The sequence below is a fragment of the Nonomuraea sp. SBT364 genome (assembly GCF_001083785.1).
In the GTDB taxonomy this organism is placed as follows: domain Bacteria; phylum Actinomycetota; class Actinomycetes; order Streptosporangiales; family Streptosporangiaceae; genus Nonomuraea.
In genome coordinates this window covers 68,955-95,904 of sequence record NZ_LAVL01000014.1, presented here as the reverse complement: position 1 = coordinate 95,904, position 26,950 = coordinate 68,955, and the positions used below count along the sequence as shown (strand labels likewise).

27 protein-coding genes are annotated in these 26,950 nt (G+C 70.5%); 11 read left to right on the top strand and 16 right to left on the bottom strand.

The features are described 5' to 3' along the window. Window positions 1-23: 23 nt before the first annotated feature. Genes ADY59_RS10065 through ADY59_RS10045 form a run of 5 tightly spaced genes read right to left on the bottom strand, consistent with a single transcriptional unit; the run spans window position 24 to window position 8,198 of the window. Complete coding sequence (locus ADY59_RS10065; protein ID WP_049560549.1) at window positions 24-2,906, bottom strand: glycoside hydrolase family 3 C-terminal domain-containing protein; 2,883 nt, start codon at window positions 2,904-2,906, stop codon at window positions 24-26. A gap of 26 nt (window positions 2,907-2,932) precedes the next feature. Beyond that, window positions 2,933-3,754, bottom strand: coding sequence for a carbohydrate ABC transporter permease (locus tag ADY59_RS10060; protein WP_049560546.1), 822 nt, complete (start codon window positions 3,752-3,754; stop codon window positions 2,933-2,935). Continuing rightward, complete coding sequence (locus ADY59_RS10055; protein ID WP_049560543.1) at window positions 3,751-4,605, bottom strand: carbohydrate ABC transporter permease; 855 nt, start codon at window positions 4,603-4,605, stop codon at window positions 3,751-3,753. The genes ADY59_RS10060 and ADY59_RS10055 overlap by 4 nt, the downstream gene beginning before the upstream one ends. Beyond that, window positions 4,606-5,904, bottom strand: coding sequence for an ABC transporter substrate-binding protein (locus ADY59_RS10050; protein ID WP_049560541.1), 1,299 nt, complete (start codon window positions 5,902-5,904; stop codon window positions 4,606-4,608). Further along, window positions 5,901-8,198 (bottom strand): TIM-barrel domain-containing protein, encoded by a 2,298-nt coding sequence (locus ADY59_RS10045; protein WP_049560539.1) that lies wholly within the window; start codon window positions 8,196-8,198, stop codon window positions 5,901-5,903. Before ADY59_RS10045 ends, ADY59_RS10050 begins: the two co-directional genes overlap by 4 nt. 407 nt (window positions 8,199-8,605) lie before the next feature. On the opposite strand from ADY59_RS10045, the gene ADY59_RS10040 reads away from it, so the two are divergent. Beyond that, a complete protein-coding gene (locus tag ADY59_RS10040; RefSeq protein WP_049560537.1) occupies window positions 8,606-8,842 on the top strand; it encodes a hypothetical protein in 237 nt (78 codons plus the stop codon). Between the two features lie 150 nt (window positions 8,843-8,992). Here the strand turns inward: ADY59_RS10040 and ADY59_RS10035 are convergent, their stop codons facing one another. Genes ADY59_RS10035 through ADY59_RS10010 form a run of 6 tightly spaced genes read right to left on the bottom strand, consistent with a single transcriptional unit; the run spans window position 8,993 to window position 12,874 of the window. Next, entirely contained in the window at window positions 8,993-9,637 is a 645-nt protein-coding gene (locus ADY59_RS10035; RefSeq protein WP_049560534.1) for a maltokinase N-terminal cap-like domain-containing protein, read from the bottom strand. 24 nt (window positions 9,638-9,661) lie between these two features. Beyond that, window positions 9,662-10,033: a DoxX family protein gene (locus ADY59_RS10030; RefSeq protein WP_049560533.1), complete on the bottom strand. Its 372-nt coding sequence runs from the start codon at window positions 10,031-10,033 to the stop codon at window positions 9,662-9,664. A gap of 22 nt (window positions 10,034-10,055) precedes the next feature. Continuing rightward, on the bottom strand, window positions 10,056-10,853 hold the full coding sequence (locus tag ADY59_RS10025) for an ABC transporter permease (RefSeq protein ID WP_049560530.1): 798 nt from the start codon (window positions 10,851-10,853) through the stop codon (window positions 10,056-10,058). Next, entirely contained in the window at window positions 10,850-11,620 is a 771-nt protein-coding gene (locus ADY59_RS10020) for an ABC transporter permease (protein WP_049560527.1), read from the bottom strand. The genes ADY59_RS10025 and ADY59_RS10020 overlap by 4 nt, the downstream gene beginning before the upstream one ends. Next, window positions 11,610-12,527: an ABC transporter ATP-binding protein gene (locus ADY59_RS10015; RefSeq protein WP_049560526.1), complete on the bottom strand. Its 918-nt coding sequence runs from the start codon at window positions 12,525-12,527 to the stop codon at window positions 11,610-11,612. Before ADY59_RS10015 ends, ADY59_RS10020 begins: the two co-directional genes overlap by 11 nt. Before the next feature lie 56 nt (window positions 12,528-12,583). Continuing rightward, complete coding sequence (locus tag ADY59_RS10010; RefSeq protein ID WP_049560523.1) at window positions 12,584-12,874, bottom strand: antibiotic biosynthesis monooxygenase; 291 nt, start codon at window positions 12,872-12,874, stop codon at window positions 12,584-12,586. A 60-nt stretch (window positions 12,875-12,934) separates the two neighbouring features. Between ADY59_RS10010 and ADY59_RS10005 the strand changes: the two genes are divergently transcribed. Further along, window positions 12,935-13,585, top strand: a complete 651-nt coding sequence (locus ADY59_RS10005) for a TetR/AcrR family transcriptional regulator (protein WP_049560522.1) — start codon at window positions 12,935-12,937, stop codon at window positions 13,583-13,585. Window positions 13,586-13,636: 51 nt separating this feature from the next. On the opposite strand, the gene ADY59_RS10000 is transcribed toward ADY59_RS10005, so the two are convergent. Next, window positions 13,637-14,440, bottom strand: coding sequence for an SDR family NAD(P)-dependent oxidoreductase (locus ADY59_RS10000; RefSeq protein WP_049560521.1), 804 nt, complete (start codon window positions 14,438-14,440; stop codon window positions 13,637-13,639). A 105-nt stretch (window positions 14,441-14,545) separates the two neighbouring features. On the opposite strand from ADY59_RS10000, the gene ADY59_RS09995 reads away from it, so the two are divergent. Beyond that, window positions 14,546-15,139 (top strand): TetR/AcrR family transcriptional regulator, encoded by a 594-nt coding sequence (locus ADY59_RS09995; RefSeq protein ID WP_049560520.1) that lies wholly within the window; start codon window positions 14,546-14,548, stop codon window positions 15,137-15,139. Window positions 15,140-15,151: 12 nt separating this feature from the next. On the opposite strand, the gene ADY59_RS09990 is transcribed toward ADY59_RS09995, so the two are convergent. Continuing rightward, window positions 15,152-15,703, bottom strand: a complete 552-nt coding sequence (locus ADY59_RS09990; protein ID WP_049560519.1) for a dihydrofolate reductase family protein — start codon at window positions 15,701-15,703, stop codon at window positions 15,152-15,154. A 162-nt stretch (window positions 15,704-15,865) separates the two neighbouring features. Between ADY59_RS09990 and ADY59_RS09985 the strand changes: the two genes are divergently transcribed. Next, window positions 15,866-16,450, top strand: coding sequence for a dihydrofolate reductase family protein (locus tag ADY59_RS09985; RefSeq protein ID WP_049560518.1), 585 nt, complete (start codon window positions 15,866-15,868; stop codon window positions 16,448-16,450). Between the two features lie 32 nt (window positions 16,451-16,482). Here the strand turns inward: ADY59_RS09985 and ADY59_RS09980 are convergent, their stop codons facing one another. Continuing rightward, window positions 16,483-17,877 (bottom strand): NAD(P)H-quinone dehydrogenase, encoded by a 1,395-nt coding sequence (locus tag ADY59_RS09980; RefSeq protein ID WP_049560602.1) that lies wholly within the window; start codon window positions 17,875-17,877, stop codon window positions 16,483-16,485. 72 nt (window positions 17,878-17,949) lie between these two features. Between ADY59_RS09980 and ADY59_RS09975 the strand changes: the two genes are divergently transcribed. After that, window positions 17,950-18,396, top strand: a complete 447-nt coding sequence (locus tag ADY59_RS09975; RefSeq protein WP_049560517.1) for a gamma-glutamylcyclotransferase — start codon at window positions 17,950-17,952, stop codon at window positions 18,394-18,396. Here ADY59_RS09975 and ADY59_RS09970 read toward each other — a convergent pair. Then, window positions 18,393-19,694, bottom strand: coding sequence for an MFS transporter (locus ADY59_RS09970; RefSeq protein ID WP_082309992.1), 1,302 nt, complete (start codon window positions 19,692-19,694; stop codon window positions 18,393-18,395). The genes ADY59_RS09975 and ADY59_RS09970 overlap by 4 nt on opposite strands. 110 nt (window positions 19,695-19,804) lie before the next feature. Here ADY59_RS09970 and ADY59_RS09965 point away from each other — a divergent pair, with 110 nt between their 5' ends. From ADY59_RS09965 to ADY59_RS09945, 6 genes are all read left to right on the top strand, one after another. Beyond that, window positions 19,805-20,785, top strand: coding sequence for an Lrp/AsnC family transcriptional regulator (locus ADY59_RS09965; RefSeq protein ID WP_049560515.1), 981 nt, complete (start codon window positions 19,805-19,807; stop codon window positions 20,783-20,785). After that, complete coding sequence (locus tag ADY59_RS09960; RefSeq protein ID WP_049560514.1) at window positions 20,782-22,086, top strand: M20/M25/M40 family metallo-hydrolase; 1,305 nt, start codon at window positions 20,782-20,784, stop codon at window positions 22,084-22,086. Before ADY59_RS09965 ends, ADY59_RS09960 begins: the two co-directional genes overlap by 4 nt. A gap of 2 nt (window positions 22,087-22,088) precedes the next feature. After that, entirely contained in the window at window positions 22,089-22,892 is an 804-nt protein-coding gene (locus ADY59_RS09955; protein ID WP_049560511.1) for a purine-nucleoside phosphorylase, read from the top strand. Then, window positions 22,889-24,517: a phospho-sugar mutase gene (locus ADY59_RS09950; RefSeq protein WP_049560509.1), complete on the top strand. Its 1,629-nt coding sequence runs from the start codon at window positions 22,889-22,891 to the stop codon at window positions 24,515-24,517. Before ADY59_RS09955 ends, ADY59_RS09950 begins: the two co-directional genes overlap by 4 nt. A 311-nt stretch (window positions 24,518-24,828) precedes the next feature. Then, on the top strand, window positions 24,829-24,996 hold the full coding sequence (locus ADY59_RS49795) for a hypothetical protein (protein WP_156325404.1): 168 nt from the start codon (window positions 24,829-24,831) through the stop codon (window positions 24,994-24,996). 70 nt (window positions 24,997-25,066) lie between these two features. After that, a complete protein-coding gene (locus ADY59_RS09945) occupies window positions 25,067-26,464 on the top strand; it encodes an ATP-binding protein (protein ID WP_231618635.1) in 1,398 nt (465 codons plus the stop codon). Here the strand turns inward: ADY59_RS09945 and ADY59_RS09940 are convergent. Next, window positions 26,461-26,943 (bottom strand): GyrI-like domain-containing protein, encoded by a 483-nt coding sequence (locus ADY59_RS09940; protein ID WP_049560596.1) that lies wholly within the window; start codon window positions 26,941-26,943, stop codon window positions 26,461-26,463. The genes ADY59_RS09945 and ADY59_RS09940 overlap by 4 nt on opposite strands. Window positions 26,944-26,950 lie beyond the last annotated feature (7 nt).

Below are 26,950 nucleotides of genomic sequence, written 5' to 3'. Positions count from 1 at the left end.
AATAGTTTGGATGGACAACGAACTTATCTGCGAGCGAGCGTCACGTCCCTGAGCCGGAGGTCGCCCTTGAACACCAGGTACAGGTCGCCCTTGCCGGGTTTGAGCGAGGCCGTGGCGGTCGCGTACTCGTACACACCACCGGTGGCCGGGACCTGGACGGTGGTCAGGAGGGCGCCGGTCGGCGAGCCGCGCCGCACCTCGATCGAGCCGCCCGCCACCGAGGCGGCCCCCGCCGTCAGCGCGCCGCCGTAGACGGCGTCGGTGAAGGAGATCCAGTCGCCGCCGGACCCCGCGACGACGTCGCCGGCGACCTTGTTCTCGTCGGCGAACGTGACACCCGAGTAGTCGTCGAAGTTCATCGCCCGGGTCGTCCGCGTCAGGTCGCGAGCCGGGATCGTCTCGCCCTTGACCCGCAGCGTGGTGCGCTGGCGGATGCGGTCGGAGGAGGAGCCGACCAGCACGTCGTGGGTGGCGGACTCGACGGCCCACCGCTCACGGGTGTGGTCCCACACGGCCAGGTCCGCCTTGGCCAGCGGGAACGTGACCGTCCTGGACTCGCCCGGCGCCAGCGTGATCCGCTCGAAGCCGCGCAGCCGCTTGACCGGCTGGTCGAAGCGGGACCTGCGCTGGTGGGTGTAGAGCTGGACGACCTCCTCGCCGGTGACCCGGCCGGTGTTGGTGACCTTGACGCTCACCTCGTCGCCGCGCACCCGCAGGCCCTGGTAGCCGAACGTGGTGTAGCTGAGGCCGTGGCCGAACGGGTAGAGCTCCCGGCCCTCGTGGTACAGGTACGTCATGCCGGTCTTGGCCAGGTCGTAGTCCAGGATGCTCGGCAGGTCGTCGGTGGCGTACCAGGTCTGGGTGAGCCGCCCGGCCGGGTTGACGTCGCCGAAGAGCACGTCGGCGACGGCGTGCCCGGTCTCGGCTCCGGCGTGCGTGGTCCACAGCAGCGTCGGCGCGTCCACGATCACCGGATAGCTGGTCTCCAGCACCACGACGGTCTTCGGGTTGGCCTCGCGCACGGCCTCGATGAGCCGCAGCTGGCCCTCGCCGAGCCGGAGGTCGTCGCGGTCGTGGAACTCGCGGCCCTGCACCCACGGGTGGCTGCCGACGACCACGACGGCGACGTCGGCCTTGCGGGCCTGCTCGGCGGCCGCGGCGACACCGTCGGAGACGACCTCCTTGGCGAACCGCGCCGCCTGCGCCTTGGGCGCCAGTCCGGGCGTCCCGTCGGCGTTCACGGTCACGTACGGGTCGCGCAGGCCGTACCAGCCCTCGACGTTCTCGAACCCGGCGTACCGGACGAGGTAGCTGCCGTCGCCCTGCTTCTCCAGCGCGAACTGCTGCTGGACGTACCAGCCGTTGGGCTCGTCGTCGTCGGTGTCGAGCGAGCGCCAGTCGCCGCCGAGCAGCTTGCCGTTGCCGGCGTTGCGCAGCGTGGAGACGCCGCCGACCCAGTCGGTGAGGTCCCACTGCGAGGCGGCCGTCGGCGTGCTGTCGGCCAGCGCGGCGTTGTCGTCGGGGCCGGTGCCGGTGGCGGTGAGGTACTTACCGGAGCCGAGATGCTTGAGGGCGATCCGCTCCAGCCCCTCGGCGGTGGTCACGTCGGAGACGCGCTCCTTGACCCCGTCGAGCGGCGTGACCTGGTACGGCATGGTGCCCGCGTACCAGTCGCCGTAGAGCCTGTCCGCCAGCGGGCCGACCACGGCCGCCGACCCGGGGTCCTTCAGCGGCAGCACGCCGGAGTTGCGCAGGAGCACCGCCGCCTTGCCGGCGGTCTCCCGGTTGAGCCGCTGGTGCTCGGCGCTGTTGATCACCTCGGGCCCGATGTCCTTGTACGGGCCCCCGTCCGGGTCGAAGTGCCCGAGCCGGAACCGCACCGACAGCGCGTGTCCCACGGCCCTGTCCACGTCCGCCTCGGTGATGAGGCCCCGGTCCAGCGCGATCGTCAGGTTCTGCACCAGCGGCCCGGAGTCGCTGCCGTCGATGGTGAAGCTGTCCTGCCCCGACTTGAGCACGGCGGCGAACGCCTCGGGCTTGTTGTCGAAGTACTTCTCCGGGTCCGTGAGCGCGTGCGGCCCCCAGGCGTCGCTGACGTTGTAGAGCGTCTTGTCAGTCCAGGAGCGGACGACCTCGTTCAGGTCGGTGTTGACGTGGTTGGGCCGGCCGTTGACCAGGTTGTAGGAGGCCATCACGCCGGTCGCGGCGTCGGCCGAGATCGCCTGCTTGAACGCCTGCTCGTAGTACTCGTGCTTGAGCTTCGGCGTCAGGTTGGAGGAGGTGAGGCTGCGGTCGGTCTCGTTGTTGTAGCCCAGGTAGTGCTTCAGGACGGGCGCGGTCTTGAGGTAGAACGGGTCGTCACCCTGCAGGCCCTTGCCGTAGGCGGTGGCCATGGCGCCGCTGAGCAGCGGGTCCTCCGAGTAGCCCTCCTCGTTGCGGCCGGCGCGCGGGTCGCGCAGCGGGTCGACGACCGGCGCCCACAGCTGCAGGCCCCACAGGACCGGGTCGAGCGCGTTGTAGCCGCGCGCCTCGTCGCCGACGACGTCGCCGACCCGCTTGACCAGCTCCGGGTCCCAGGTGCTGGCCAGGCCCACGGCCTGCGGGAACACGGTGCCGCTCGCGAGCTTCATGTTCCAGTTGTCGTCGCGGTGGTTGGACCAGGCGACGCCGTGCAGCGCCTCGGTCCCGTTCTTGTGGTACGGGATGCCGAGCCTGGGGATGGCCGGCTGCGACTGGTGCAGCATGCCGAGTTTCTCCGGCAGCGTGAGCCGGCCCAGCAGGTCGGCCACCCGCTGCTCCAGCGGCAGCCCCGGATCGCGGAAGGCCGGCTCGGCGGCCGCGTGCGCGGCCGGTGCGGTGAGCAGCGAGGCGGCCAGGGCGGCGGCCAGGCATAACCGTATGGACATGGGGGTGTCTCCTCGGTACGGGAGGCTCACTTCACGGCGCCGACCGTGATGCCTCGGGTGAGCGTGCGCTGGAAGATCAGGAAGAACACGACGGCCGGGACGATGCCCAGCAGGGCCGAGGCGCTGGACATGGTCGCGTCCATGTACCTCTCCCCCTGCAGCACGCCGAGGGCGACCGGCACCGTCTGGTTGTCGTTGGAGATCAGGAAGATCAGCGGTAGGAAGAACTCGTTCCAGGTCCAGATGAAGAAGAAGATCATCAGCACGCTCAGCGTCGGCCTGCTGATCGGCACCACGATCCGGGTCAGCGCCCGGAACCGGCCGGCGCCGTCGATCTCCGCCGCCTCCAGGATCTCCCTGGGGAACTGGCCCAGCACCGCGCTGAGCAGGTACGTCCCGAAGGCCGCCTGGATCACGGTGAAGATGATGATCATCGACAGCCTGGTGTCGTAGAGCCCGAGCTCCTTGGCCAGGTAGTACAGCGGGTAGGCGAGCGCCTCCTGCGGCAGCGTGTTGGCCACCAGGAACAGCACCAGGATCGACAGCCGGCCGCGCACCCGCCCGATGCCGAGCGCGTACGCGTTGAGCACCGACAGCACCACCGCGAGCACCGCAACCGACCCGCTGATCAGCAGGCTGTTGACGAGCTTCTCGCCGAAGTCCACCCGGTTCCAGAAGTCCGCGATGCCCTGGAGGTAGAGCCCGTCGGGCAGGCTCAGCGGCCCTTCCGAGCTGTACTCCTCGGGTGACTTGACCGCGTTGAGCGCCACGATCAGGAACGGGAACACCATCACCACGGCCAGCATGACCAGGGCCGCGAGCACGGCCCAGCGCCCCGGGCCCCTCATCGCTCACGCTCCTGCACGCGCAGGAACAGGAACGTCACCACGACGATGATCAGCGCGAGCACCGTGGCGATGGCCGACCCGTACCCGACGTTGCTCTTCTGGAAGAAGTTCAGGTACGAGAAGTACGAGGGCACCATCGTGGCGTTGCCCGGCCCGCCGCGCGTGAGCACGAAGATCGGCCCGAACACCTTCAGCGCGGCGATCGTACAGGTCAGCAGCACGACGAAGATCTCCGGCCGGATCTGCGGAACGGTGATGTGCCACACCTTGCGCCACCAGGACGCTCCGTCGAGCTCGGCCGCCTCGTAGTAGGCCGGGTCCACGCGCTGCAGCCCCGCCATGAAGATCACCACCGGGTAGCCGAGCTGGAACCAGACCATGACGGCCATGACCGTGGCCAGCGCCAGATCGGGATCGCCCAGCCAGTCGAGCTCCAGCCCGAACGCCTGGTTGACCGCCCCGTACGACGGGTGCAGCATCCAGCCCCACACCACGCCGGCCACCGCGACCGGCAGCACCTGCGGCAGGTAGTACATGGCCCGCAGCGCCGCCGCCGTGCGGGTGCCGAACCGCTTGCCGATGTAGTCGAACAGCGCGGCGGCCAGCACCAGCCCGATCGCGGTCGGCACGATCGCCATGGCGACGATCAGCGCGACGTTGTTCTGGAACGACAGCCAGAAACGCTCGTCGTCCAGCAGCCTGACGTAGTTGTCCAGCCCGACCCACCTGGGCGTGCCCACTCCCGACCAGCGGGTGAAGCTCACGCCCAGGTTCATCAGGAACGGCACCACGATGACGCCCAGGAACAGCAGCAGGCTGGGCACCAGGTAGAGCCAATAGCCCTTGCGCATCTAGTTTCCGAGGTCGGCGAGGTTGTCTTCGTACGGCCCGGCGATCTCGGTCAGCACCTCGGCCGGGGCCTTGGTGCCGTTGATGAGCTGCTGCGTGCCGGCGACCAGGACGTCGTAGTAGCCCGGGGCGGGCCAGTCGGGGTAGAAGGCGAGCCCGTCGGCCGCCGTCAGCTTGTTGAACGTCTCGATGAGCTCCTTGCTCTTCGCGTCGGTGATCGCCGCCGGGTCGGCCGCGACGGGGACGCCGCCGGAGTTGCCGAGCAGGTTCTGGATCTCCTTGCTCATCGTGATGTCGATGAAGTCGTAGGCCAGGTCCTTGTTCTCCGACTTCTCCGGCACCACCCACAGGTTGCCGCTGGAGCCGGGCGCCATCGTCGAGCCGGGGAACAGGAAGTGGCCCCACTCGAAGCCCTTGGCCTCCGCGGCGACCCGGCCGTACCACCAGCTTCCGCTGATCATGACGGGGAAGTCGCCCTTCATGAACGCCACGCCCATGTCCTCGGCCTTCAGCCCGGACGACTTCTTGTCGACGTACCCCTTCTTCACCCAGTCGGCGAACGTCGTCGCGCCGTAGGTGAGCTCCGGGCCCTGGAAGTCGACCTTGCCCTGGTAAGACTGGAAGGCGTCGACCCAGGCGCGGTTGGCCTTGCTGAGGGCGAGCTGGTAGACGATCTGCTGGGCCGGATACTCGGCGCCCGCCAGCGAGACGGGCGTCACGCCGGCCTTGACGAAGGTGTCCAGTGCGGCCGTGAACTCCTCGTACGTCGCCGGCACGTCGACCTTGTGCTTCTCGAACAGGTCCTTGTTGTAGTAGACCATCACGAACTCGCCGTAGTTGGGCAGGCCGAACCACTTGCCGGAGCCCATCACGCCCCGCTCGTCGTAGCGGGCGGTGGTCGCCAGGCCGCCGGGCAGCAGCTTGTCCCAGCCGCGCTTGGTCACCTCCTCGCTCATGTCGGCGATGAGGCCCTGCTTGGACAGCAGGCCGGCGGTGGCGTTGCCCTTGTTGTACTCCATGAGGTCGGGCGCCTCGTCGGAGTTGAGCACCATGCTCGCCGTCTTCTGGATCTGCTCGAAGCTCTTCTCCTCGAACTGCACCTTGACGTTCGGGTGCGTGGCCTCGAACTTCTTGATCGCCTCGGCCCACGCCTTGCCCATGGCGCTCTCGGCGGCCTCGTAGTGCCAGAGCTTGAGCACGCGCGGCTGGTTCGGGTCGGCGGCCGACTCCTCGCCGCCGCCGCATGCCGACAGGGCGAGCGCCACGGCCACGAGCGCCGCCACGCCAGTCTTCTTGATCATGGTCCCTCCTGGGTGATGACGGCCCGGCCGGGAGCGCCCGCCACCGGGGCGAACTCGACGGCGGCGACCCGTTTCGGCCCGGTGACGGTCACGCGGAGCGTGTCGCCGTCCCGGATTGCCACGACGGCGGTGTCGCCGTCGGTGTCGTGGATCCGCATGCGGCAGTCGCCGCCCCCGAAGGCGACCAGCGTGATCGTGTCCGGCGTCGTCACGGTCTGCCCCGGTTCGGCGACCGGGATGAGCGCGCCGCGCCGCACGTACAGCGGGATCTGCTCCAGCGGCTTGGTGACGCTCAGGTAGCGCCCACCGCCGTGCGTCTCCCCGGTCCAGTAGTCCACCCACTCGCCTTCCGGCAGGTAGACGTCGCGGGTGCCGCCCGGCGAGGTCATCGGCGCGACCAGCAGGTCACGCCCGAGCAGGTACTCCAGGTCGGCCTGCCAGGCGATCGGGTCGGCCGGGTGGTCCACGCAGAGCGCGCGCATCATCGGCGCGCCCGTCCTGGCCGCCTCGACGGCGGCCGAGTAGAGGTACGGCATCAGCCGATAGCGCAGCCTCAGCGCGTCCACCGCCTGCGCCTCGACGGCCGGGAACTCCCACGGCTCCCGCGTCGTGGTGCCGTGCAGCCGCACCAGCGGCGACAGCGCGCCGAACTGCGTCCACCGCACGAACAGGTCGTCGCTCGGCCTGCCGGTGAACCCGCCCGCGTCATGACTCCAGAACGGCACCCCGGACAGCCCGTGCGCGAGCCCGCCCCGGATCGTGCTGCCCATCGCGGCATAGCTGGTGTACGTGTCGCCGCTCCACTGGGCGCTGTGCCGCTGCCCGCCCAGGAACGACGAGCGCGCCCACACCAGGCTGTGCCCGTGCACCTCGCGCGTCACCTCGGCGACCGCGTCGTTGAACAGCAGCGTGTAGACGTTGTGCAGGTCGGTGCCGGTCATCCCGTTGTAGGCGACGGCGTCGGCGGGCACACCTTCGGCGAAGTCCGTCTTGAACGCCTGGACGCCCTGCCGCAGCAGCGCCCGCAGCCGATCCTGGAACCAGCGTTTCGTGGCGGGCCGGGTCAGGTCGAGAATGCCGCAGGCGGGGAACGACCCGTGCCAGGTGTCGGCGACGTACGCCTCCCCCGCCGCGTTCTTCAGGAAATATCCGGCATTAGCCGCCTCCGCGAACGCCGGGCTCAGATGCGAGATGTACGGGTTCATCCACAGGCAGACCTTGAACCCCATCCCGTCCAGCTCCGTCAGCATCGCCTCCGGGTCCGGGAAGTTCACCGGATCCCACCGCAGATCGGACCAGTGCCCGTCGGCCTGCCAGTAGGTGTCCAGATGCAGCACGTCACACGGGATGCCGCGCTCCCGGATCGTGCGCGCCCTGGCCAGCACCCGCTCCTGGCTGTCGACGCAGAAGCCGGAGGAGATCCAGGTGCCGAACGCCCACTTCGGCGGCAGCTCCGGCCGGCACGTCAGCCGGTCGTAACGCTCCAGCACCTCCGGCGGCGTCGGCCCGGCGATCACGTAGTAGTCCATCACGTCGTCGGGCACCACGATCTGCACGACGCTGTGCGTGGACTGGCAGACGTCGAACTCGGTCGGCGCGCCGCTGTCGACCAGCACCCCGTAGCCCTTGCTCGACAGATACAGCGGCACGTTCTTGTAGGCCCGCTGCGACTCGGCGCCGAACGCGTCGAAGTTCCACATCACCGGCCGCTGCCCGCGCTTGTCCAGCCGCGCGAACGACTCCCCGAACCCGGCGAACGCCTCGTCGGGGGCGGCGGCGAAGCTCTCGTGATAGGCCACCGGCCCGCCACTGGCCGACGACCTTCCGAAGGGCAGCGTACGCATCCGGCCGCTGATGTCGACGTGCCCACGATCCTGCTCCACCAGCGTGACGCCGGAGGAGTCGGTGAAGCTCAGCTGCCAGGGCGCGAGCCGGATCTCGGCCCGCAGCGACCCGGCGTCCACCACGATGCGCCCGTCGGCCAGGGACTCCGCCCGCGCCCCCGCGAACGTGCCCGGCTTCACCAGCGAGATCGCCCGCTCGGACCGTGGCCGGGCATCGGCGTCCTCGCTCAGCCGCACCCGGATCACGCCCTCACCGGCCACGCCGACCTGCACGACCAGCGTCTCCTCTGCCGTGGTGACGGCCTTCAGCATCACCCCGGCCCCGTCGGCGGCGACCAGCTCGGCGGTGGTCAGCGCCGACAGTCCCCCCTCGCCGTGCGCGCGTACCGGCAGCTCGGGCGGGTCTGCCACGAAGTACTCGTGCGCGACCAGAGGCGGGCGATAGGGCATGGATGCTCCTTCACGGGTGCGAAACTCCGTGAATTAGTTTGCTGTCCATACCAACAAACGTCAACGCCCAATTCGTTGGGAGCCCATCCAAACCACCCCCAGGCAGGCGCACCGCCCCAGCCGCCCGCCCGGCCGCGCCCGCCGTCACGGAGGGGCGGCGTCGCCCGGCGCCCGAGCCGGGCCGTCACGGGCGGGCCGGGCTCGGCGCGACCTTACATATCGGCCGTTCTCGCGTCCGAAGTGACGGTCACTTCACTGCTGGTAATCCTCGCTGTAAACAAAATTTATTGATCGACGATCTTGTTGCGGTGGGAATATTTAGTAGCTATCGTCCATTGCGTGCCCGACATCCTAGATGGGGCATTTCATCCCGTGTTGCGTGTTTTATCTGCGAGAGGAATGCCCCTGTGAAGACCTCCCTGAAGCGCCTGACCACGAGCATGGCCGCCGTCGCCGTCACCACCGCGACGGCCGCCGCGATCTTCGCGGGACCGGCCAACGCCCAGGTCATCGTCCAGTGGTACAGCTACACCTCGGCAGGCGCGAAGGCCTGCAACAGCGCCGCCAACGCCGCCGGCCCCGAGTACTACTGCACCACGGTCACGATCGCCGGCCGCAAGATGTACGCCCTGGCCCGCCCGTAGCCCGGCCTACCGGCCCGCCGGGGGGGTGATGGGCGGCTTCGATCACGCCGCCCATCACCACCTTCGCGCGGGCCGCGCCCGGTCAAGCCGCGGAACGTCATCCGCGTCGCTTTCCGGCAATTCCGGCAGGATTCGATAAAGCTCGACGAATTAGCGCACGACGGCGAACAGGCCCTGCGCGCGGCTGCCGTCCGGCATGTTCCACGCGCCGGAGACGTGGCCCGTCGCTCCCGGAGGCAGGACGGGCGTGCCGCCCGGGGCGGGGCGCAGGACCCGGTGCAACCGGAGGACCGGACCCCCCGCCGTGGGCAGTTCGGTCCCCTCGTGGTCGTCGGCGGCGGTGGTCAGGTCCGCGGCGGTGAGGCCGTCGCCGGTGCAGGAGCGGGTGACCTCCCGGTCGGGGGTGTCGCTGGTGTTCTGGTCCTGGGCCTGGACCCGGCCCTCGACCAGGGCCAGCAACTGGGCGACCAGCACCGGGTCGTGGCAGCCGTCGTAGGCCCAGCGCCGGCCCAGGACCCCGTGCTCCATGGTGCCGACGAGGGCGTGCTCCGCCCCGTCGAGCGGCGCGCCGCGATAGGTGAGCGGCACCAGATAGGCGGCCGGGTGGCCGCCGGAGGTGTCGGTGACCACCATGAACTCGATCCCGACCTCGCCCTCCGGGTCGTCCAGCCGGAAGCCGCCGGCCTTGACCAGTTCCGGCGCTCCCCTGCCGAGGTACCACGGCCGGGAGGGCAGCCAGGAGGTGATCAGTTCCAGCTTGGTGGGCTTGAGTGCGGTGTGGTGGATGATGGCCATGCCGAAGATTCTCCGTCACCCGTGTCACAACGCGTAAGCCCCGAAGCGCCCCCACGCGATGACCACGGCCGGCACGAGCAGCACCACGTTGACCGCGATGGCGGGCGGCTCCTTCCGGCGGGCGTGGACTGCGGCGGCCAGGACCATGACGACGGCCAGGCCGGTGGCGGCCAAGGGGGTGAGCACCGGGGCGATGCCGGTGAGGGCGGGCAGGACGAGGCCGAGGGCGGCGAGCAGTTCGACCGCGCCGATCAGGCGGACCTGGCCGGGGCCGAAGTCGTCCACCCAGGCCAGCGCGGGCCGCAGCCTCTCCTTGGGCAGGGTGGATTTCGCAGCCCCGGCCAGGCCGAAGACGACGGCGAGGGCGGCCTGCAGGACCCACAGGAACACGTTCACGTCAGTTGCTCTCTCTTCTGGTTCAGTAGCGGCCGAGGGTGCCGCGCCGCCGGGCGAGGTGTTCGAGCCGGTTGAACAGGACCACGCCGGCGCCCGTGATCAGCAGCGGTTGCGCCAGCAGCCAGCCGAGGCCCCAACCGGTGGGCAGGGCAGCCAGGGAGTGCCCGCCGAGCAGGATGTCGCGCATCGCCTCGATCCCGGGTGCGATGGGTACCACCAGCCGGCTGAGGAAGGCGACCGGATCGGGCATCGCGGCCAGGGGGACGAGGGTGCCGCCCGCGATGGCGTAGACGGCCACCGACAGCTGGGTGACGATCTCGATGCGTTTGAACACCAGCGTCAGCCCGCACAGGATCAGCGCCAGTCCGCAGGTCCCGAGCACGATGGCGGCCAGCGGCACGAGAACCTGCGCGTCGACGGGCAGGTGCCCGCCCTGAAGGGTGATGACGGTGTAGCCGGTCGCCAGCACGGCCAGCGCCGTGGGCAGGGCGGAGATCGCGGCGGCGACCTGGCGGCCGAGGATGAGCGCGGCCGAGGGCAGCGAGGTCAGGTAGGTCTGTTCCAGCACGCCGGACTGGATGTCGCCCAGATAGCTCCAGAACACCCGGTTGACCTGCTCGTGGATGAAGGTCAGCGCCACCGTGCCGAGCAGCACCGGCAGCAGCAGGTCGGCGCGTAGTTGCCCGCGTCCCATGAACAGCACGATGAGCAGGTAGAACAGCGGGAAGGTGATCATCTGGATGAGGGCTTCGCGCCATCCTGCGGCGAAGTTGAGCAGGCCCTTGCGGACTTCGGCGGCGAACCCGCGGGCGGCGGTCACGACAACTCCTCCAGGGATCGGCGGTGGTTGCGGACGAACAGCAGGCCGGCGGCGGCGATGAGCGCCAGGGTGTGGGCGAGCAGCCAGGGCAGGGTGCCGCCGCGCCAGAGCTCGCCCAGGGTCCGCCCCTCGAACAGCGTCTGGGTGATCGCCTCTACGCCCAGGGTGGTGGGCAGGATTCTGGCCAGTGCCGCCAGCCAGTCCGGGTAGAGGGCCAGCGGCAGGAACGAGCCGTTGAGCAGCAGCACCAGCGAGGTCAGCAGCGACTGCAGGGCGCCGATCGCCGGTGCGACCAGGGCCACGGCCGCCAGCAGGAACGTGAACGCCAGCACGTTCACCCCCAGCAGCACGGCCGGCAGGAGGGCCGCCCAGCGCAGCGGGATCGCGATCCCCGCCACCAGCATCGGGACGAGCGCGGCGACGGCGGCCACCGCCAGGCCGAACACCGAGGCGGTGATCAGCCGGCCGAGCATCGGCAGCCATGGCGGCGCCGGGGTCATCTGCGCCTGGGCGAACGTGCCGGCCCGCTTCTCCTCGATGAGGTCGGCCACCATCACCAGGGCGGCGTACTGCAGGAACCAGTAGCCGCCGATCGCGACCAGCGTGCGCGGCAGCAGATCCTGACGCAGCTCGCCCTGGCCGAGGACGAACTGCAGGCCGAGGTACATCATGGTGCTGATCAGCAGCGTGATGACGTGCCCCACCGGGTGGGCCAGCTGGACGCGCAGGCCCTTGCCGATCTCCGCGCGCAGGACGTCAAGCAGCATGGGACGGCTCGTTCACCAGAGCGAGGAACACGTCCTCCAGGTCGGGCTGCACCTGGGTCAGCGACTCCAGGACGGCCCCGTGCGCGCGCAGCCGCGCGACCACCTCGTACACCTCTCCCGGGTCGCTCACCCGCACGCTGATCGTGGTGACGCCCTCGCGGGTGACGGCCTCGAACCCCGGTGGCACGGTCCCTTCGACGCGGATCTCGTACCTGTCGCGCTCGCGGAAGCCGGCCAGCAGCTCCCGCGTGGGCAGGTCGGCCACGAGCCGTCCCCGGCGCATGACGGCCACCCGGTCGCACAGCTCCTGGGCCACGTCGAGCTGGTGGGTAGTGAGCAGGACGGTGGTGCCGAGCTCGCGGGACTGCTCGGTGATCCAGTTCTTGACGGTGCGGGTCGCCTCGACGTCCAGGCCGAGCGTCGGCTCGTCCAGCAGCACGATCGGGGGGTCGGCGATCAGGGCGGCGGCGATCGCGACCTTCTGCTGCATGCCGCGTGAGAAGCCGCCGACCTTGTCGTCGCGCCGGTCCCACAGGCCCAGGCCGGTCAGCAGGTCCCGGGCGCGCTCGGCGACCCGGGCCTTGCGCAGGCCCTTGAGCCGGCCGAAGTACATCAGGTTCTGCCACGCCGACAGGCTCCAGTAGACGTTGCGCGAGCCTTCCAGCACCGCGCCGAACTGCGCCATCGCGGCCGGACGCTGCCGGGCCACGTCGAAGCCGCCCAGCCGGACCTCGCCGGAGGTCGGCGTCAGCAGGCCGGCCAGCATCTTGATGGTGGTGGTCTTGCCTGCGCCGTTCGGGCCCAGGAAGCCGAAGACCGATCCGGCGGGGACGCGCAGGGACACCTCGTCGACAGCCGGGGCCTGCGCCTGCCCGTACACCTTGGTCAGCGCGTCGATCTCGATCACGTCATCTCCTCGTTCCGGGGAGCCGGCCCCGCGGGCGCGGGGCCGGGGCAGCGCGTTCAGTGCTCGTCCAGGACCTCGATGTCCTCCACCGCGGCGTCGCGGGTGAGCGAGAAGGCCGCGACGGCCTCGGCGTTGCCGGGTACGGCCTGGCGGGCCGCCCGCAGGCTCTCGGCCGAGTCCCAGCGCCAGATGCCCACCCAGGTCTCGTCGTCGAGCCGGCCGAGGCGGGCCTCGGTGAGCCCGGTGACGGCCGCGCGGGTGGCGGAGACGAGGGCGGTGTGCCGGGCGCGGAGCTGCTCGGCGTCGGCGGCGTCAGCCCGGAAGCGGGTGACGGTGATGACAGACATGGCTGGACTCACTCTCTAGAGTTGACTTCTAGCGACTGAATCTAGAGATAGACTCTAGCTATGAGTGATGTCAAGCCGATGAGCAAGCGGGCGCGGAAGGCGCAGGAGACGCGAGGGCGCATCCTGGCGGCGGCACTGGAGCTGTTCGTGCGGGACGGCTACGGCGCGACGAATCTGCAGGATGTCGCGGCCAGGGCCGAGGTCGCCGTGCAGACGATCTACTTCGTCTTCGGCAACAAGCGCACCCTGCTGAAAGAGCTGGTCGACGTCACGATCGCCGGCGACGACGAGCCGGTGGCCACCATGGACCGGCCGTGGTTCACCGCCGCGCTGGCGGCCGGCACCGCCCGGGAACTGCTGCGCGCCTACGTCACCGGCACGACCTCGGTGCTGGAACGGGTCGCGCCGATCGGCAAGGTGCTGGACGCGGCGGTGGCGAGCGACCCCGAGGTGGCCGCCCTGTGGCCGCAGGACGTCAATCCCCGCTACGTCGTCCAGCGGCGGGCGGCCGAGGAACTCCTCGGCAAACCGGGCGCACGGCCGGACCTGTCGGCCGACGAGGCCGCCGACGTGCTGTACGGGGTGCTCAGCCCCGAGCTCTACCTGCTGCTCGTGCACGACCGAGGCTGGCCGCGCGAGCGCTGGGAGCGATGGGCGAGCCGGACGCTGAGCACCCAGCTCTGCCCGGAATCCCCGGAATCCCCGGAATGAAGGCGGCGCCGGAACGCCGGAGCGCCCTCGCCGCCGTCGTCCTCATCGGGCCTAGGCGGCGGACCCGGCGGTCAGGCGGCCAAGCGCGTTCGTCATCTGGCGCCGGCTGAGCAGGCGGGCGGCGACGACCAACGCGCGGTTGAGGCGGCCGGCGATCACGCTCGGTGGCGGGTTGCGCCGGTCCAGGGCCCGGATCGCCGTCCGGACCACCTCGCCGGGCTCCTGCATCCGGCTGCCGCCGGCGGCGTCGTGCGTCCCGACGACGTCGAAGAACTCGGTCCTGGTCGCGCCGGGCGACAGGGCCATCACCCGTAGCCCGGTGCCCCGCGACTCGTACCACAGCGCCTCGGTGAAGTTCAGCACGAACGCCTTGCCGGCTCCGTAGACGGCCATGCGCGGATCCGCCTGGTAGGCGGCCATGCTGGCCACGTTGACCAGGACTCCCCTGCCCTCGTCGCGCAGTCGCCCGATGAAGGCGCGGCTGAGCTCGACCACCGCCGTCACGTTCACCGCGATCTCCTGCTCCAGCCGCCCCGGCTCGCTGTCATGGAACGGGCCGAACGTGCCGAATCCCGCATTGTTCACCAGGCTCGTCACCTTCAGCCCGGCGCGGGCGACCTCCTCCGCCAGGGCCTGCCCCACGAGCGGCCGGCCCAGGTCGAACGGCAGCGGCGTGGCGACGACACCGTGCTCCCTGGCGAGCTCGGCCGCCAGAGCCTCCAGCCGCTCCCGCCGCCTGGCCACCAGGACCAGGTTCGATCCCCGCGCGGCGAGCTGACGCGCGAACTCCACCCCCAGCCCGGCGCTGGCCCCCGTGATCAAAGTGGTCTGCCCTCGATAGTCGACCCCGGTCATGGACGCACCCCTCTCGCACGACTACCGACACCGTACGCCAACCTGGCAGTTACTGCCAAGCCGTCAGTGACTGTCGATCGGTCAGTGGCTCGATATCCTGGAGTCATGGCGCATCCGAAGGCACCGACGCTGTGGGACCGCTCACGCGAGATCGCGGTCGCCGCGATCCTCGACACCGCCCTGAGACTGTTCGCCGAACAGGGCTACGACGCGACGACCATGGCCGAGATCGCCAAGGAGGCCGGCATCTCGCAACGCTCCCTGTTCCGCTACTTCGGCTCCAAGGAGGACCTCGTCTGCGGCGACCAGGACGGCCTGGGCCGGCTCCTCAAGGACACCGTCGAGGCCCAGCCGCCGGACGTCTCCGCCTGGGACGCGCTCCGCGCCGGGTTCGAGACCATCATGGTCGCCCGCCACACCCCCGAACGCGTCCTGCGGATCGCCACGCTGATCTTCAGCACGCCCTCGCTCCGCGCCCGCTACGTCGAGAAACGGCTGCGCTGGCAGGCGGATCTCGTCCCCGCCATCGAGTCCCGCATGGGCATCGCGGACGCCCCCGCGCCCGACCCGCGCGCCCCCGCCGTCATCGCCGCCACCTTCGCCTGTGCCGACACCGCCACCGAGCTCTGGGTGCGCTCCGGTGGCCGCGCCGACGTCGCCGCCCTCTTCGACGAGGCGATCAGCGCCGTCCGCACCTGACGGCGGCGCGGCTCACCGGCCCGCGGGGGTGTAGGTGGCGACGATCACGCCGCTCTTCATCACCTTGGTGTCGGCCAGCTCGAACGACGTCCGCACGTCGCCCAGCGGCCCCGAGATCGACGGCCCGCCCGCGAACACCGGGTTGATCCAGAACAGGACCTCGTCCACCAGCCCCGCCTTGACCAGGGCGTGGGTGACCTCGCCGTAGCCGTACATCAGGATGTTGCCGCCCTCGCGGGACTTCAGCTCGGTGACCGCCTCGACGAGGTCGCCCTGCAGCACCTCGCTGTTGTTCCACGCCGGGTCGGTGAGCGTGGTCGAGGCCACGTACTTCTTGACGCTGTTGAAGTAGGCGGCCCCCGTGTCGGGGTCGTTCTCGTCCCGCTCCGGCCAGCTCGCCGCGAAGCCCTCGTACGTGCGCCGGCCCATCAGCAGCGCGTCGGCCGCCGCCGTGAGCTCCCCGGCGAGCGCGCCGGCCTCCTCGTCGAAGTACGGCATGCTCCACGAGGGGTCCTCGATGACGCCGTCAAGGGTGATGTAGGTCGAGCAGATGAGCTTGCGCATTTTGTCGTCTCCAGGTCGTACGCGTTTCTTTGTGACACCTGAAGTCTGCCCGGCGGCGCTTACGCTTCGCTTCAGGGCACCTTACGACGGCCCGCGGCGATGAGTTTCGCCGAGCTGTCCGGTCTCTATCGGCATCCGACCGACCACGCTCAAGGAGACATCATGACCGCGACCTATACCTTCGACGTCTTCTCCAGCCTCGACGGCTTCGGCGCCTACGACGGCGACGGCGACTGGGGCGGCTACTGGGGCAAGCAGGGCCCCGAGCTGCTGGAGCACCGCCTCGCCCTGTACGGCGGCGAGCAGCGGATGGTCTTCGGCGCGACCACGTACCGGGAGTTCGCCGAGATGCTGGCCGCGAGCACCGAGGACTCCGACGTCCGTGACCCGTGGGTCACCCGGATGAGGCACCTGCCGGCGACGGTGGTGTCGTCCACTCTGCGGGGCCCTCTCGACTGGCCGGACGCGACCGTCGCGAGCGGTGACGCGGTCGACGTCGTCGCCCGGCTCAAGAAGGAGTCCGACGTGCCGTTGCGCTCGCACGGCAGCCTGTCGATGAACCGGGCGCTGATGGCCGCCGGCCTGGTAGACCGCGTCCAGGTGACGATCTTCCCGGTGATCACCGGGCAGACCGGGACGGCCCCGATCTTCCACGGCGCGGCCGACTTCGACCTCGAACTCATCGAGACCCGGACGCTCGACGGCCGCACCCAGGAGCTCGTCTACCGGCCCACCCTGCATTCCTGAGCGATCACCGGGCGGAAGAGTCCGGGCGGGCGTCAGATGCCGATCGACGCCTCGGGCTGCATGAGGCGGCGGGCCGCCTCGGTGATCGACCCCGACAGCGACGGGTAGACCGCGAACGTGTGCGCGAGCTGCCCGACCGTCAGCCGCTGCTGCACCGCCACCGACACCGCCAGGATCAGCTCCGACGCCCGCGGCGCCACGATGACGCCGCCGAGCACGATCCCGGTGTGCGGCCGGCAGAAGAGCTTGATGAAGCCGTCGTTGAACCCCGACATCTTGGCCCGCGCGTTGGTCGCCAGCGGCAGTTTGACCACGTTGGCCTCGATCTCGCCGGCTTCGATCGCGCGCTGGGCGACGCCGACGGCGGCGATCTCCGGGTCGGTGAAGATGTTGGAGGCCACGGTGGCCAGCCGCAGCGGCTGCACCGCCTCGCCGAGCGCGTGCCACACCGCGATGCGGCCCTGCATGGCGGCGACCGAGGCCAGCATGAGCACGCCGGTGCAGTCGCCGGCCGCGTAGACGCCGGGCGCGGAGGTGCGGGAGACCTTGTCGACCTTGACGAACCCGCCCCGGTCGAGCTGGACGCCGGCCTCCTCCAGGCCGATGCCGCCGGTGTTGGGCACCATGCCGACCGTCATCAGCGCGTGGGAGCCCTCGGCGGTGCGGCCGTCCTCCAGGGTGACCACGACGCCGTCGGCGGTGCGCTTGACGGAGGAGGCGCGGGTGCGGCCCATGACGTTCATGCCGCGGCGGCGGTAGACCTCTTCGAGCACCTCGGCGCCGTCGGCGTCCTCGTTGGGCATCATGCGGTCGCGGCTGGAGACCAGCGTGACCTCGGCCCCGAGCGAGCGGTAGGCGCCGGCGAACTCGGCCCCGGTGACGCCGGAGCCGATGACGATCAGGTGCTCGGGCAGCCTGTCCAGGTCGTACAGCTGGCGCCAGTTGAGGATGCGCTCGCCGTCGGGCTCGGCGCCGGGCAGGACGCGCGGGGTGGCGCCGGTGGCGACGAGGACCACGTCGGCGCGGATGGTGCGGTCGCCGGCCTTGACCACCTGAGGGTCGACGAGGCGGCCGCGGGCCTTGATGATCTCGACGCCCTCGGCCTGGACGCGGGTGGCGATGTCAGCCGACTGGGCCTGCGCGAGCTCTTTGACGCGCTTGTTGACCAGGGGCAGGTCGACGTGCGCCGCGCCGATGTCGCCGTCGGCTCCGCCGGTGAACGCGACGCCCAGCGACGGCGCGTCGAGCAGCGCCTGCTTGCGGACGGAGGTGGCGATCAGCGTCTTGGACGGCACACAGTCGGTCAGCACGCAGGCGCCACCGGGGCCGTCCTCCTCGACCATCGTGACTTGCGCGCCTAGCTGTGCGGCCACCAGCGCCGCCTCGTAGCCGCCTGGTCCGCCGCCGATGATCGCAATCCTCGTCACGTTCACCATTGTCCCGCATCGCCTGAGCTGCTGACGAACGGGGCGGGCCGCCGCGCGCTACTCTTGTCTGCTGTGCCTGTCTACGCCGCCTACGGCAGCAACATGGACCCGGAGCAGATGGCCATGCGTGCCCCTCACTCCCCGGTGCGGGGCGTGGGCTGGCTGCCCGGCTGGCGTCTGACCTTCGGCGGGGAGATCTTCGGCTGGGAAGGCGCGATCGCCACCATCGTGGAGGACCCCGAGGAGCATGTCTTCGTCGTCCTCTACGACGTGCCGGAGTTCGACGAGACCTCGCTGGACCAGTGGGAGGGCGCCTCGCGGGGCCTGTTCCACAAGGTCCGGCTGCGGGTGCAGACACTCGACGGCGAGGTCGTGGCCTGGATCTACGTGCTCGACGGCTACGAGGGCGGCCTGCCCTCGGCCCGCTATCTCGGCGTGCTGGCCGACGCCGCCGAGCGGGCCGGCGCGCCCGACGACTACGTCAAGGAGTTGCGCGGCCGGCCCTGCAAGAGCTCCTAGGTGAGCGGCTGATCCTTCGTCTCCTTCAGCGCGAACACGTACACCAGCGTGGAGATCAGCGCGAGCGCGGACATGTACCACGGGAACAGGTAGGAGGCGTCGGCGTCCTTCATCGCCGTGCCGATCAGCGGCGCGGTGCCGCCGAAGATCGCCACCGTCAGCGAGTACGGAAAGCCCGCGCCGGCCGCCCGGACCCGGGTCGGGAACAGCTCGGAGTTCACCGCGGCCGAGATCGAGGTGAAGCAGCCGAGGAAGACCATGCCGATCATCTGGATGGCCAGCAGGCTGACGAACGCGTCGGTCAGCATGCCGAGCAGCGGCACCGGCAGGATCGTGAACGCCAGGCCGAAGGTGATCAGCATGGGCTTGCGGCCGATCTTGTCCGACAGCATGCCGAGCAGCGGCTGCAGCACCATGAAGAAGACCAGCGAGATCGTGCCCACGGTGAGCGAGTCGGCCTTGTCGAAGTTCACGTTCTGCTGGGCGTAGGTCGGCAGGAACGTGGTCCACGTGTAGTAGGCGACGGTGCCGGCGACCGTGATGCCGACGATGAGCGCGGCCTTGGTCGGGTAGCGCAGCAGGAACTCGAACAGGCCCGGCCGCTCGGCCTTGCCCTCCTGGATGTCGGCGGCGACGGTGCTGGTCTCTTCGGCGCCCTTGCGGATCCACAGGCCGACGAGGCTGATCAGCGCGCCGAACACGAACGGGATGCGCCAGCCGTAGGAGTCCATGGCCGATTCGGCGAGGATCGTGGCCAGCAGCGCGGCCAGGCCGGAGGCGAGCAGCTGGCCGATGGTGGTGCTGACGTACTGGAAGCTGGAGAACAGGCCGCGGCGGCCGGGCGGCGCCGACTCGACCAGGAACGTGGTGGCGGCGGCGAACTCACCGCCCACCGACAGGCCCTGGATCAGCCGGGCCAGCGTCAGGATGATCGGCGCCAGCACCCCGGCGCTCTCGTACGTGGGCGTGACGGCCAGGATCAGGGACCCGACGCCCATCAGGATGATGGTGAACGTCATCGCCGACTTGCGGCCGAACCGGTCGGCGAACGCGCCCACCAGCAGGCCGCCCAGCGGGCGCATGAAGAAGCCGACGGCGAAGACCGCGAAGGCGCTGAGCACGGGCACCAGGGGGTTGCCCGTCTCCGGGAAGATCTGTGCTGAGAAGTACACCGCCAGGAACGAGTACGCGTACCAGTCGTACCACTCGACGACGTTGCCGACGCTGGCGGCGAACAACTGGCGGACGCGGCTCTTCGGAATACCGATCGGCGATGAGGCAAGGGGGGAGGTCGCCACGTGGGCTCCTTTGCTGAACAGTGCGGAGATGGCCTACTGTGCATTCGGACGACCGAAACAGTCAAATATCTGGCTATATATTTACGAACCCGACACAGATAAGGCTCTCTGTGGATGTTCTCGACCGGCGCCTGATCGCCGCGCTCCAGGTCAGCCCGCGCGCCCCGTGGGGCGAGATCGGCCGGGCGATCGGCGAGCACGAGCGGACGGTCGCCCGCCGCCTGCAACGGCTCCTGGCCGAAGGCGTGGTGCGCGTCACCGCCATCTACGACGACCTGCGCTCGGGTCACGGTCGTCCCGTCCACCTGCACGCGCAGGTACGTCCCGGCATGGCGCGCAAGGTCGCCGAGGCGCTCGCCGCGCGGCCCGACACCCGTTCCGTCTACTCCCTGACGGGCGCCACCGACGTCGGCAGCGAGCTGGTCTCGCCCTCCCGCGAGGACCTGCACGACATCCTCTCCGCGCAGATCAGCGGGATCGACGGGGTCGCCCAGACGCAGACCCAGGTGGTGCTGCACACGTTCAGGACCGTGGCCGAGTGGCACGCCCCCTACCTCACCGACCAAGAGGTCGCCGAGCTGCGGCCGGCGCCGCCCGCCGAGTGCCTGCCCGACGAGGACGGCCTGTCCCCGCTGGAGCAGGAGATCGCCGAACTGCTCGCCGCCGACGGGCGGATCGCCTTCACCACGATCGCCGACCGGCTCGACCTGTCCGTGCCGACCGCCCGCCGGCGCGTCGCCTCCCTGCTGGAGCGGCGGGTGCTGCTGCCCCGGGCCGAGGTCGAGCCCGCGCTGATCGGCCTGGAGGTCGAGGCCCAGCTCTGGCTGAAGGTCCGCCCGCACGGCCTGGACCGGGTCGGGCAGACGCTGGCCGCGCATCCCAACGTGCGCTACTGCGCGGCCACCACCGGGACGCACGCGCTGATCGTCCAGGTCGCCACCGCGCACGAGGCCGACCTCTACCGGTTCCTGTCGGGCGTCGTCGGGTTGCTCGACGAGGTCACCGACGTCAATGTCACTCTCATAACCCGCGCCTACAAGCGCGGGCACCTGCACAAGTCCGGCCTGCTCACCTTGGAGAAGACACCATGACCCCTGCCGAGCACGAGGTCGCCGACCTCTGCGTGGAACTCATCCGCGTCGACAGCAGCAACTACGGGGACGGTTCCGGCCCCGGCGAGCGGGCCGCGGCCGAGGTGGTGATGGGCAGGCTGGCCGAGGTCGGCATCGAGGCCACCTACATCGAGAGCGCGCCCGGCCGGGGCAACGTGATCACCCGCGTCGAGGGCACCGACCCGTCGCTCCCGGCGCTGCTCGTGCACGGCCACCTCGACGTCGTGCCGGCCAACGCGGCCGACTGGTCGGTGGACCCGTTCGGCGGCGAGGTGCGCGACGGCTACATCTGGGGCCGCGGCGCGGTCGACATGAAGGACATGGACGCGATGATGCTGGCCGTGCTGCGCCAGCTCAAGCGCGAGGGCCGCAAGCCCCGCCGCGACCTGGTGTTCGCCTGGGTCGCCGACGAGGAGGCGGGCGGCGTCTACGGCGCCAAGCACCTGTCCAAGAACCACCCCGAGCTGTTCGAGGGCGTCACCGAGGCGATCAGCGAGGTCGGCGGCTACTCCCTGGAGGTGGACCCGTCGCTGCGGCTCTACCTGATCGAGACGGCCCAGAAGGGCCTGGCCTGGATGAATCTGATCGCCGACGGCACCGCCGGGCACGGCTCCATGCTCAACTCCGACAACGCGGTCACCGAGATCGCCAAGGCCGTGGCCAGGATCGGCGCGCACGACTGGCCGATCACGTACACGCCCACCGTGCGCCGCTTCCTCACCGAGGTCGCCGACGCCTTCGGGCTGCCGTTCGACGAGGCGGACCCGGCGCCGGTCCTGGACAAGATCGGGCCGCTGGTCCGGTTCGTCGGCGCCACGCTCAGCCACACCAGCAACCCGACCCAGCTCGGCGCCGGCTACAAGTCGAACGTCATCCCCGGCCAGGCCACCGCCGTGGTCGACGGGCGCTTCCTGCCGGGGTACGAGGAGGAGTTCTTCAAGACGATCGACACGCTGCTCGGGCCGAAGGTGCGCCGCGAGTTCGTGCACCACGACATCGCGCTGGAGACCACCTTCGACGGGGCCCTGGTCGAGTCGATGATCGAGGCGCTCAAGGCCGAGGACCCGACCGCCCGCGCGGTGCCCTACTGCATGTCGGGCGGCACCGACAACAAGACGTTCTTCGCCGACCTGGGGGTGCGCGGGTTCGGGTTCGTGCCGCTGCGGCTGCCGGCCGACATGGACTTCGCCTCGATGTTCCACGGCGTGGACGAGCGGGTGCCGGTCGAGGCCCTGCAGTTCGGGGTGCGGGTGCTGGACAGGCTGCTCCTAAACTACTGAAGGTGAGCAACGACCCGTACACCGTGGCCGGCGAGGCCGCCGCGGCCCTGAAGTCGGCCGCCGGCCTCGACACCTTCGACGTGGCCCTCGTGATGGGCTCCGGCTGGGTGCCGGCCGCCGACGCGATCGGCGCGACGGTCGCCGAGATCCCGTTCACCGGCCTGCCCGGCTTCTCGGCGCCCGCCGTGGCCGGGCACGGCGGCAAGATCCGCGTCATCCGCACCGACGGCGGCCGGCACGCGCTGGTCTTCCTCGGCCGCAGCCACCTGTACGAGGGGCGCGGCGTCGACTCGGTCGTGCACGGCGTACGCACCGCCGCGGCGGCCGGGGTGCGCACGGTCGTGCTGACCAACGCGGCGGGCGGGCTGCGGCCCGAGACGCAGCGGGTCGGCGAGCCGGTCCTGATCAGCGACCACATCAACCTGACCGGCGTCAACCCGATCACCGGCACCACGTTCCTCGACCTGACCGAGGTCTACTCCAGGCGGCTGCGCGAGCTGGTCCGCGAGATCGACCCGAGTCTGGCCGAGGGCGTCTACGTGGCCTTCCGCGGGCCCACCTACGAGACGCCGGCCGAGATCCGCATGCTGCGCACGCTGGGCGGCGACATGATCGGCATGTCCACCGTGCTGGAGGCCATCGCGGCCCGCGAGGCCGGGCTGGACGTGCTCGGCGTCTCCCTCGTCACCAACCCGGGCGCCGGGCTGGCGGGCGACCCGCTCGACCACGAGGAGGTCCTGGAGGTCGGCCGCGCCACCGCCGCCCGGATGGGCGACCTGCTGGCCAAGGTGGTCGACCGGCTGTGACGCTCACCGATCGCGCCCGCGCCTGGCTGGCGCAGGACCCCGACCCCGACACGCGCGCCGAGCTGTCGGCCCTGCTGGAGAGCGGCGACACGGCGGCGCTGCGCGACCGGTTCGACGCCAAGCTGGAGTTCGGCACCGCCGGGCTGCGCGGCGAGCTCGGCGCCGGCCCCAACCGGATGAACCGGGTCACCGTCATGCGCGCCGCCGCCGGGCTGGCCCGCGTGCTCGGTCCCGGCAAGCACGTCGTGATCGGCTACGACGCCCGCCACAAGTCCGACGTGTTCGCCCGCGACACGGCGGCCGTGCTCACCGGCGCGGGGCTGCACGTCTCGCTGCTGCCCGGCCCGCTGCCCACGCCCGTGCTGGCCTTCGCCGTGCGCCACCTCGACGCCGACGCCGGCGTCACCGTCACCGCCAGCCACAACCCGCCGCGCGACAACGGCTACAAGGTCTACTGGGGCGACGGCTCGCAGATCGTGCCGCCGGTCGACAGCGAGATCTCCGCCGCCATCGACGCCGTCGGCCCGGTGAGCGAGCTGCCGCTGCACGGCCCCGGCTCGCTGACGGAGCTGGGCGACTCCATCGTCGACGACTACATCGACGCCGTCGTCGCGCTGCCGCTCGGCGACGCCCGCGAGCTGCGGGTGGCCTACACGCCGCTGCACGGCGTCGGCTCCGCCACGCTGACGGGCGCCTTCCTCGCGGCCGGCTTCGAGACGCCGATGGCCGTCGAGGAGCAGCGCAACCCCGACCCGGACTTCCCCACCGTGGCGTTCCCCAACCCGGAGGAGCCGGGCGCCATGGACCTGGCCGTCGCCCTGGCCCGCAAGCTGGGCTCCGACCTGGTGCTGGCCAACGACCCCGACGCCGACCGCTGCGCCGTGGGCGTGCCGCTGCCGGGCGGCGAGTTCCGGATGCTGACCGGCGACGAGGTGGGCGGCCTGCTCGCCGAGCACGTCATCACCCACACGTCCGGCGACCGCATGGTGGCGACCACGATCGTCTCCTCGACCCTGCTGTCCAAGATCGCCCACGCTCACGGCGTCCGCTACGGCGAGACCCTGACCGGCTTCAAGTGGATCATCAAGGCCGGTCCCGGCCTGGTGTTCGGCTACGAGGAGGCGATCGGCTACAGTGTCGGCTCGGCCGACGGCCTGCCGGTCCACGACAAGGACGGCATCGGCGCCGCGCTCACTGTCGCCGCCATCGCCGCCGAGGCCAAGCTCGCCGGCCGCACCCTGCTGGACCTCCTCGACGACCAGGCCCGCCGCTACGGGCTGCACGCCACGTCGCAGCTGTCCGTCCGGGTGGACGACCTGTCGCTGATCGCCGGCGCCATGGCGCGCCTCCGCGCCACTCCCCCGTCCGCCCTCGGTGGCCGTACGGTGACGCGCGCCGACGACCTGAGCCGGGGCGACGGCGGGCTGCCGCCGACGGACGGGCTCCGGTTCACGCTCTCCGGCGACGCCCGCGTGGTGGTCCGGCCATCGGGCACCGAGCCCAAGCTCAAGTGCTACCTGGAGGTGGTGGTCCCGGTGACGGGCGACGTCGCCGAGGCCCGCGCCGAGGCCGACCGGCAGCTCCGGGCCCTGAAGGACGACGTGGGAGCGGCCCTCGGCCTTTGATCCGCGTCTCATTCGTGAGACCAACGCGCGGGGACATCCCGGCTGGCCGAGGAGTTCATCCGACAGGCAGGCGTGCCGTACGTGTACTACACGGCCGCCGGGCAGACGCCCGCCAGGGAACTGCAGACGTTCTGTGAAGAGGTGCGGGCATCCAGCCTGCCCGGCGGATCGGCCCTGCGGGAGCAGCCCACCCCGCCTCGTGGCGCGACGCGCTCAAGCTCCCGGCCACCTCGCTGCCGGAGGACGCGCCCAGCGTCGTGGTCATCGACGAGCTGCCCTAGCTGATCAAAGCGGATCGGTCGATCGAGAGCGTGCTTCAGAAGCTGTTCGATCAGGAGTTCTCCAGGCGGCCGGTGCTGTTGCTGGGGATGCCCGGTGCTGACACCTCCACGCCGCTCTTCGCGGTCGCCCGCAGCGGATGTGACGTTGAGGGGGTCACGCACGTGACGCCCGAGGACCTGCTCGACGCCTGGCGCTAGGATAGGACCAGAACCGGCAGGACCAAACTTGGTAGGCCCAAAATTGGTCCCTAACTGCTGGAGGGTATGCGTGTTCATCGGACGGAGCCGGGAGCTGGCCTCCCTCGGACGCTTCCTCGCGCGCGTGGGCACGGGAGACCGGCCAGGGCGCGCGATCCTGATGCGGGGCCGCCGTCGGGTGGGCAAGTCCCGGCTGGCGGAGGAGTTCATCCGGCGATCAGGTGTGCCCGGCTTCTTCTACACGGCGGCACAGGAGCCGTTCCCCGAGCAGCTCGCCGGCTTCGTCGCCGACGCCGCCGCCTCGGAGCTGCCCGGGGCGGCGCTCTTCGACGAGCAGGCTCCCACCTCCTGGGACAGCGCACTGCGCCTTCTGGCCCAGGCCGTCCCTCAGGACTCACCCAGCATCGTCGTCATCGACGAGCTCCCCTTCCTGATCGCCCAGGACCCGCACCTCGAAGGCAGGCTGCAACGGCTTTTCGACCGTGAGTTCTCCCGCCGCCCGGTTCTGCTCCTCCTCATCGGCTCCGACCTGTCGGTCATGGAGGCGATCAACCAGTACGACCGGCCTTTCTACATGCGGGCTTCCGAGATGATCGTCGAACCGCTGACCCCGGCCGACGTGGCCGAGAGACTGCGACTGCCGGCCGCGGAGACCATGGACGCCTACCTGATCACCGGCGGATTTCCCATGATCCTGGACGAGTGGCCGGCGGGCGCGAGCCTCCGCACATTCCTCGACGCGGCCGTCCCCGACGCGACCTCCGCGCTGACGGTGAGCGGGGAGCGCGCGTTGGCCGCCGAGTTTCCCGCCGACGCCCAGGCCAGGGTGCTGCTCAAGGCCATCGGCTCAGGGCAGCGCACCTACTCCTCCATCAGCAGGGCCGCCGCCGGCATCCCCAGCACGTCGATCAAACGTGGCCTGCAGATCCTGATGGACAAGCGCATGGTCCGGGCTGAGCTGCCGCTGTCCACCCGGCCGAGCAGGGAGACGCGCTACCACATCACGGACGCGCATCTACGGTTCTGGCTGTCCTTCATCGAGCCTGGGCTGCCGTATGTCTACCGGGGGCGCGGGGATCTCGCCTTGGAGCGCATCAGGCGTTCGTGGGCCGCGTGGCGGGGGATGGCTGTCGAGCCGCTGGTGCGGGAGTCGTTGCGGCGGATGGAGGGGATGCCCGACGGCACGGGTGCCGTCGGGGGTTACTGGACCAGGAGCAACGACCCCGAGATCGACCTCGTCGGCGCCGACCGTGAGCCGATCGCGAAGACGATCACCTTGCTGGGGTCGATCAAGTGGCTGGAGAACCGGCCGTTCGACCACCACGACCTCAGCGAGCTGATCGTCCACCGGTCCAAGATGCCCGGCGCTGACACCTCCACGCCGCTCTTCGCGGTCGCCCGCAGCGGATGCGACGTGGAGGGGGTCGCGCACGTGACGCCCGAGGACCTGCTCGACGCCTGGCGCTAGGCCAGCCCGAACTGGAGCTCGATCTCCCACTTGGTCATGTCCGGCTGCTCCTCCGGGTTCGTGTGGTAGAACTCCAGGCGGCTGTCCCAGTGCTGACCGTCCGGCTGCTCGCTCATGGCGAAGCTCAGCCCCTGCTCCCGCGCCCAGCGCAGCAACGCGTCGGTGACGTCGACGAGCTGGTCGGGGTGCCCCACGTGGGTCTCCTGGACGTAGCGGCCCGCCGGGAGGGTGCCGGCGATGATGTCGCCCTCGCCCGGCACCGGCTCGTGCACCGGCACGCCGGCCTCCACCACCAGGTCCCCGTCCATGTCGATGACCAGATAGCGGAAGAACGGCCCGCCCGCCGGCGGTGTGCCCCGCGCCGCCAGCCAGCCGTACAGCTCGCCGATCCGGTCGGCGACCAGGTGGAAGGTCGTCATGGTGATGCTCTTGCGGATCCCGATGTAGTGACGCTCGGGACATTCGATGATCTGTGGCATTTTCGCC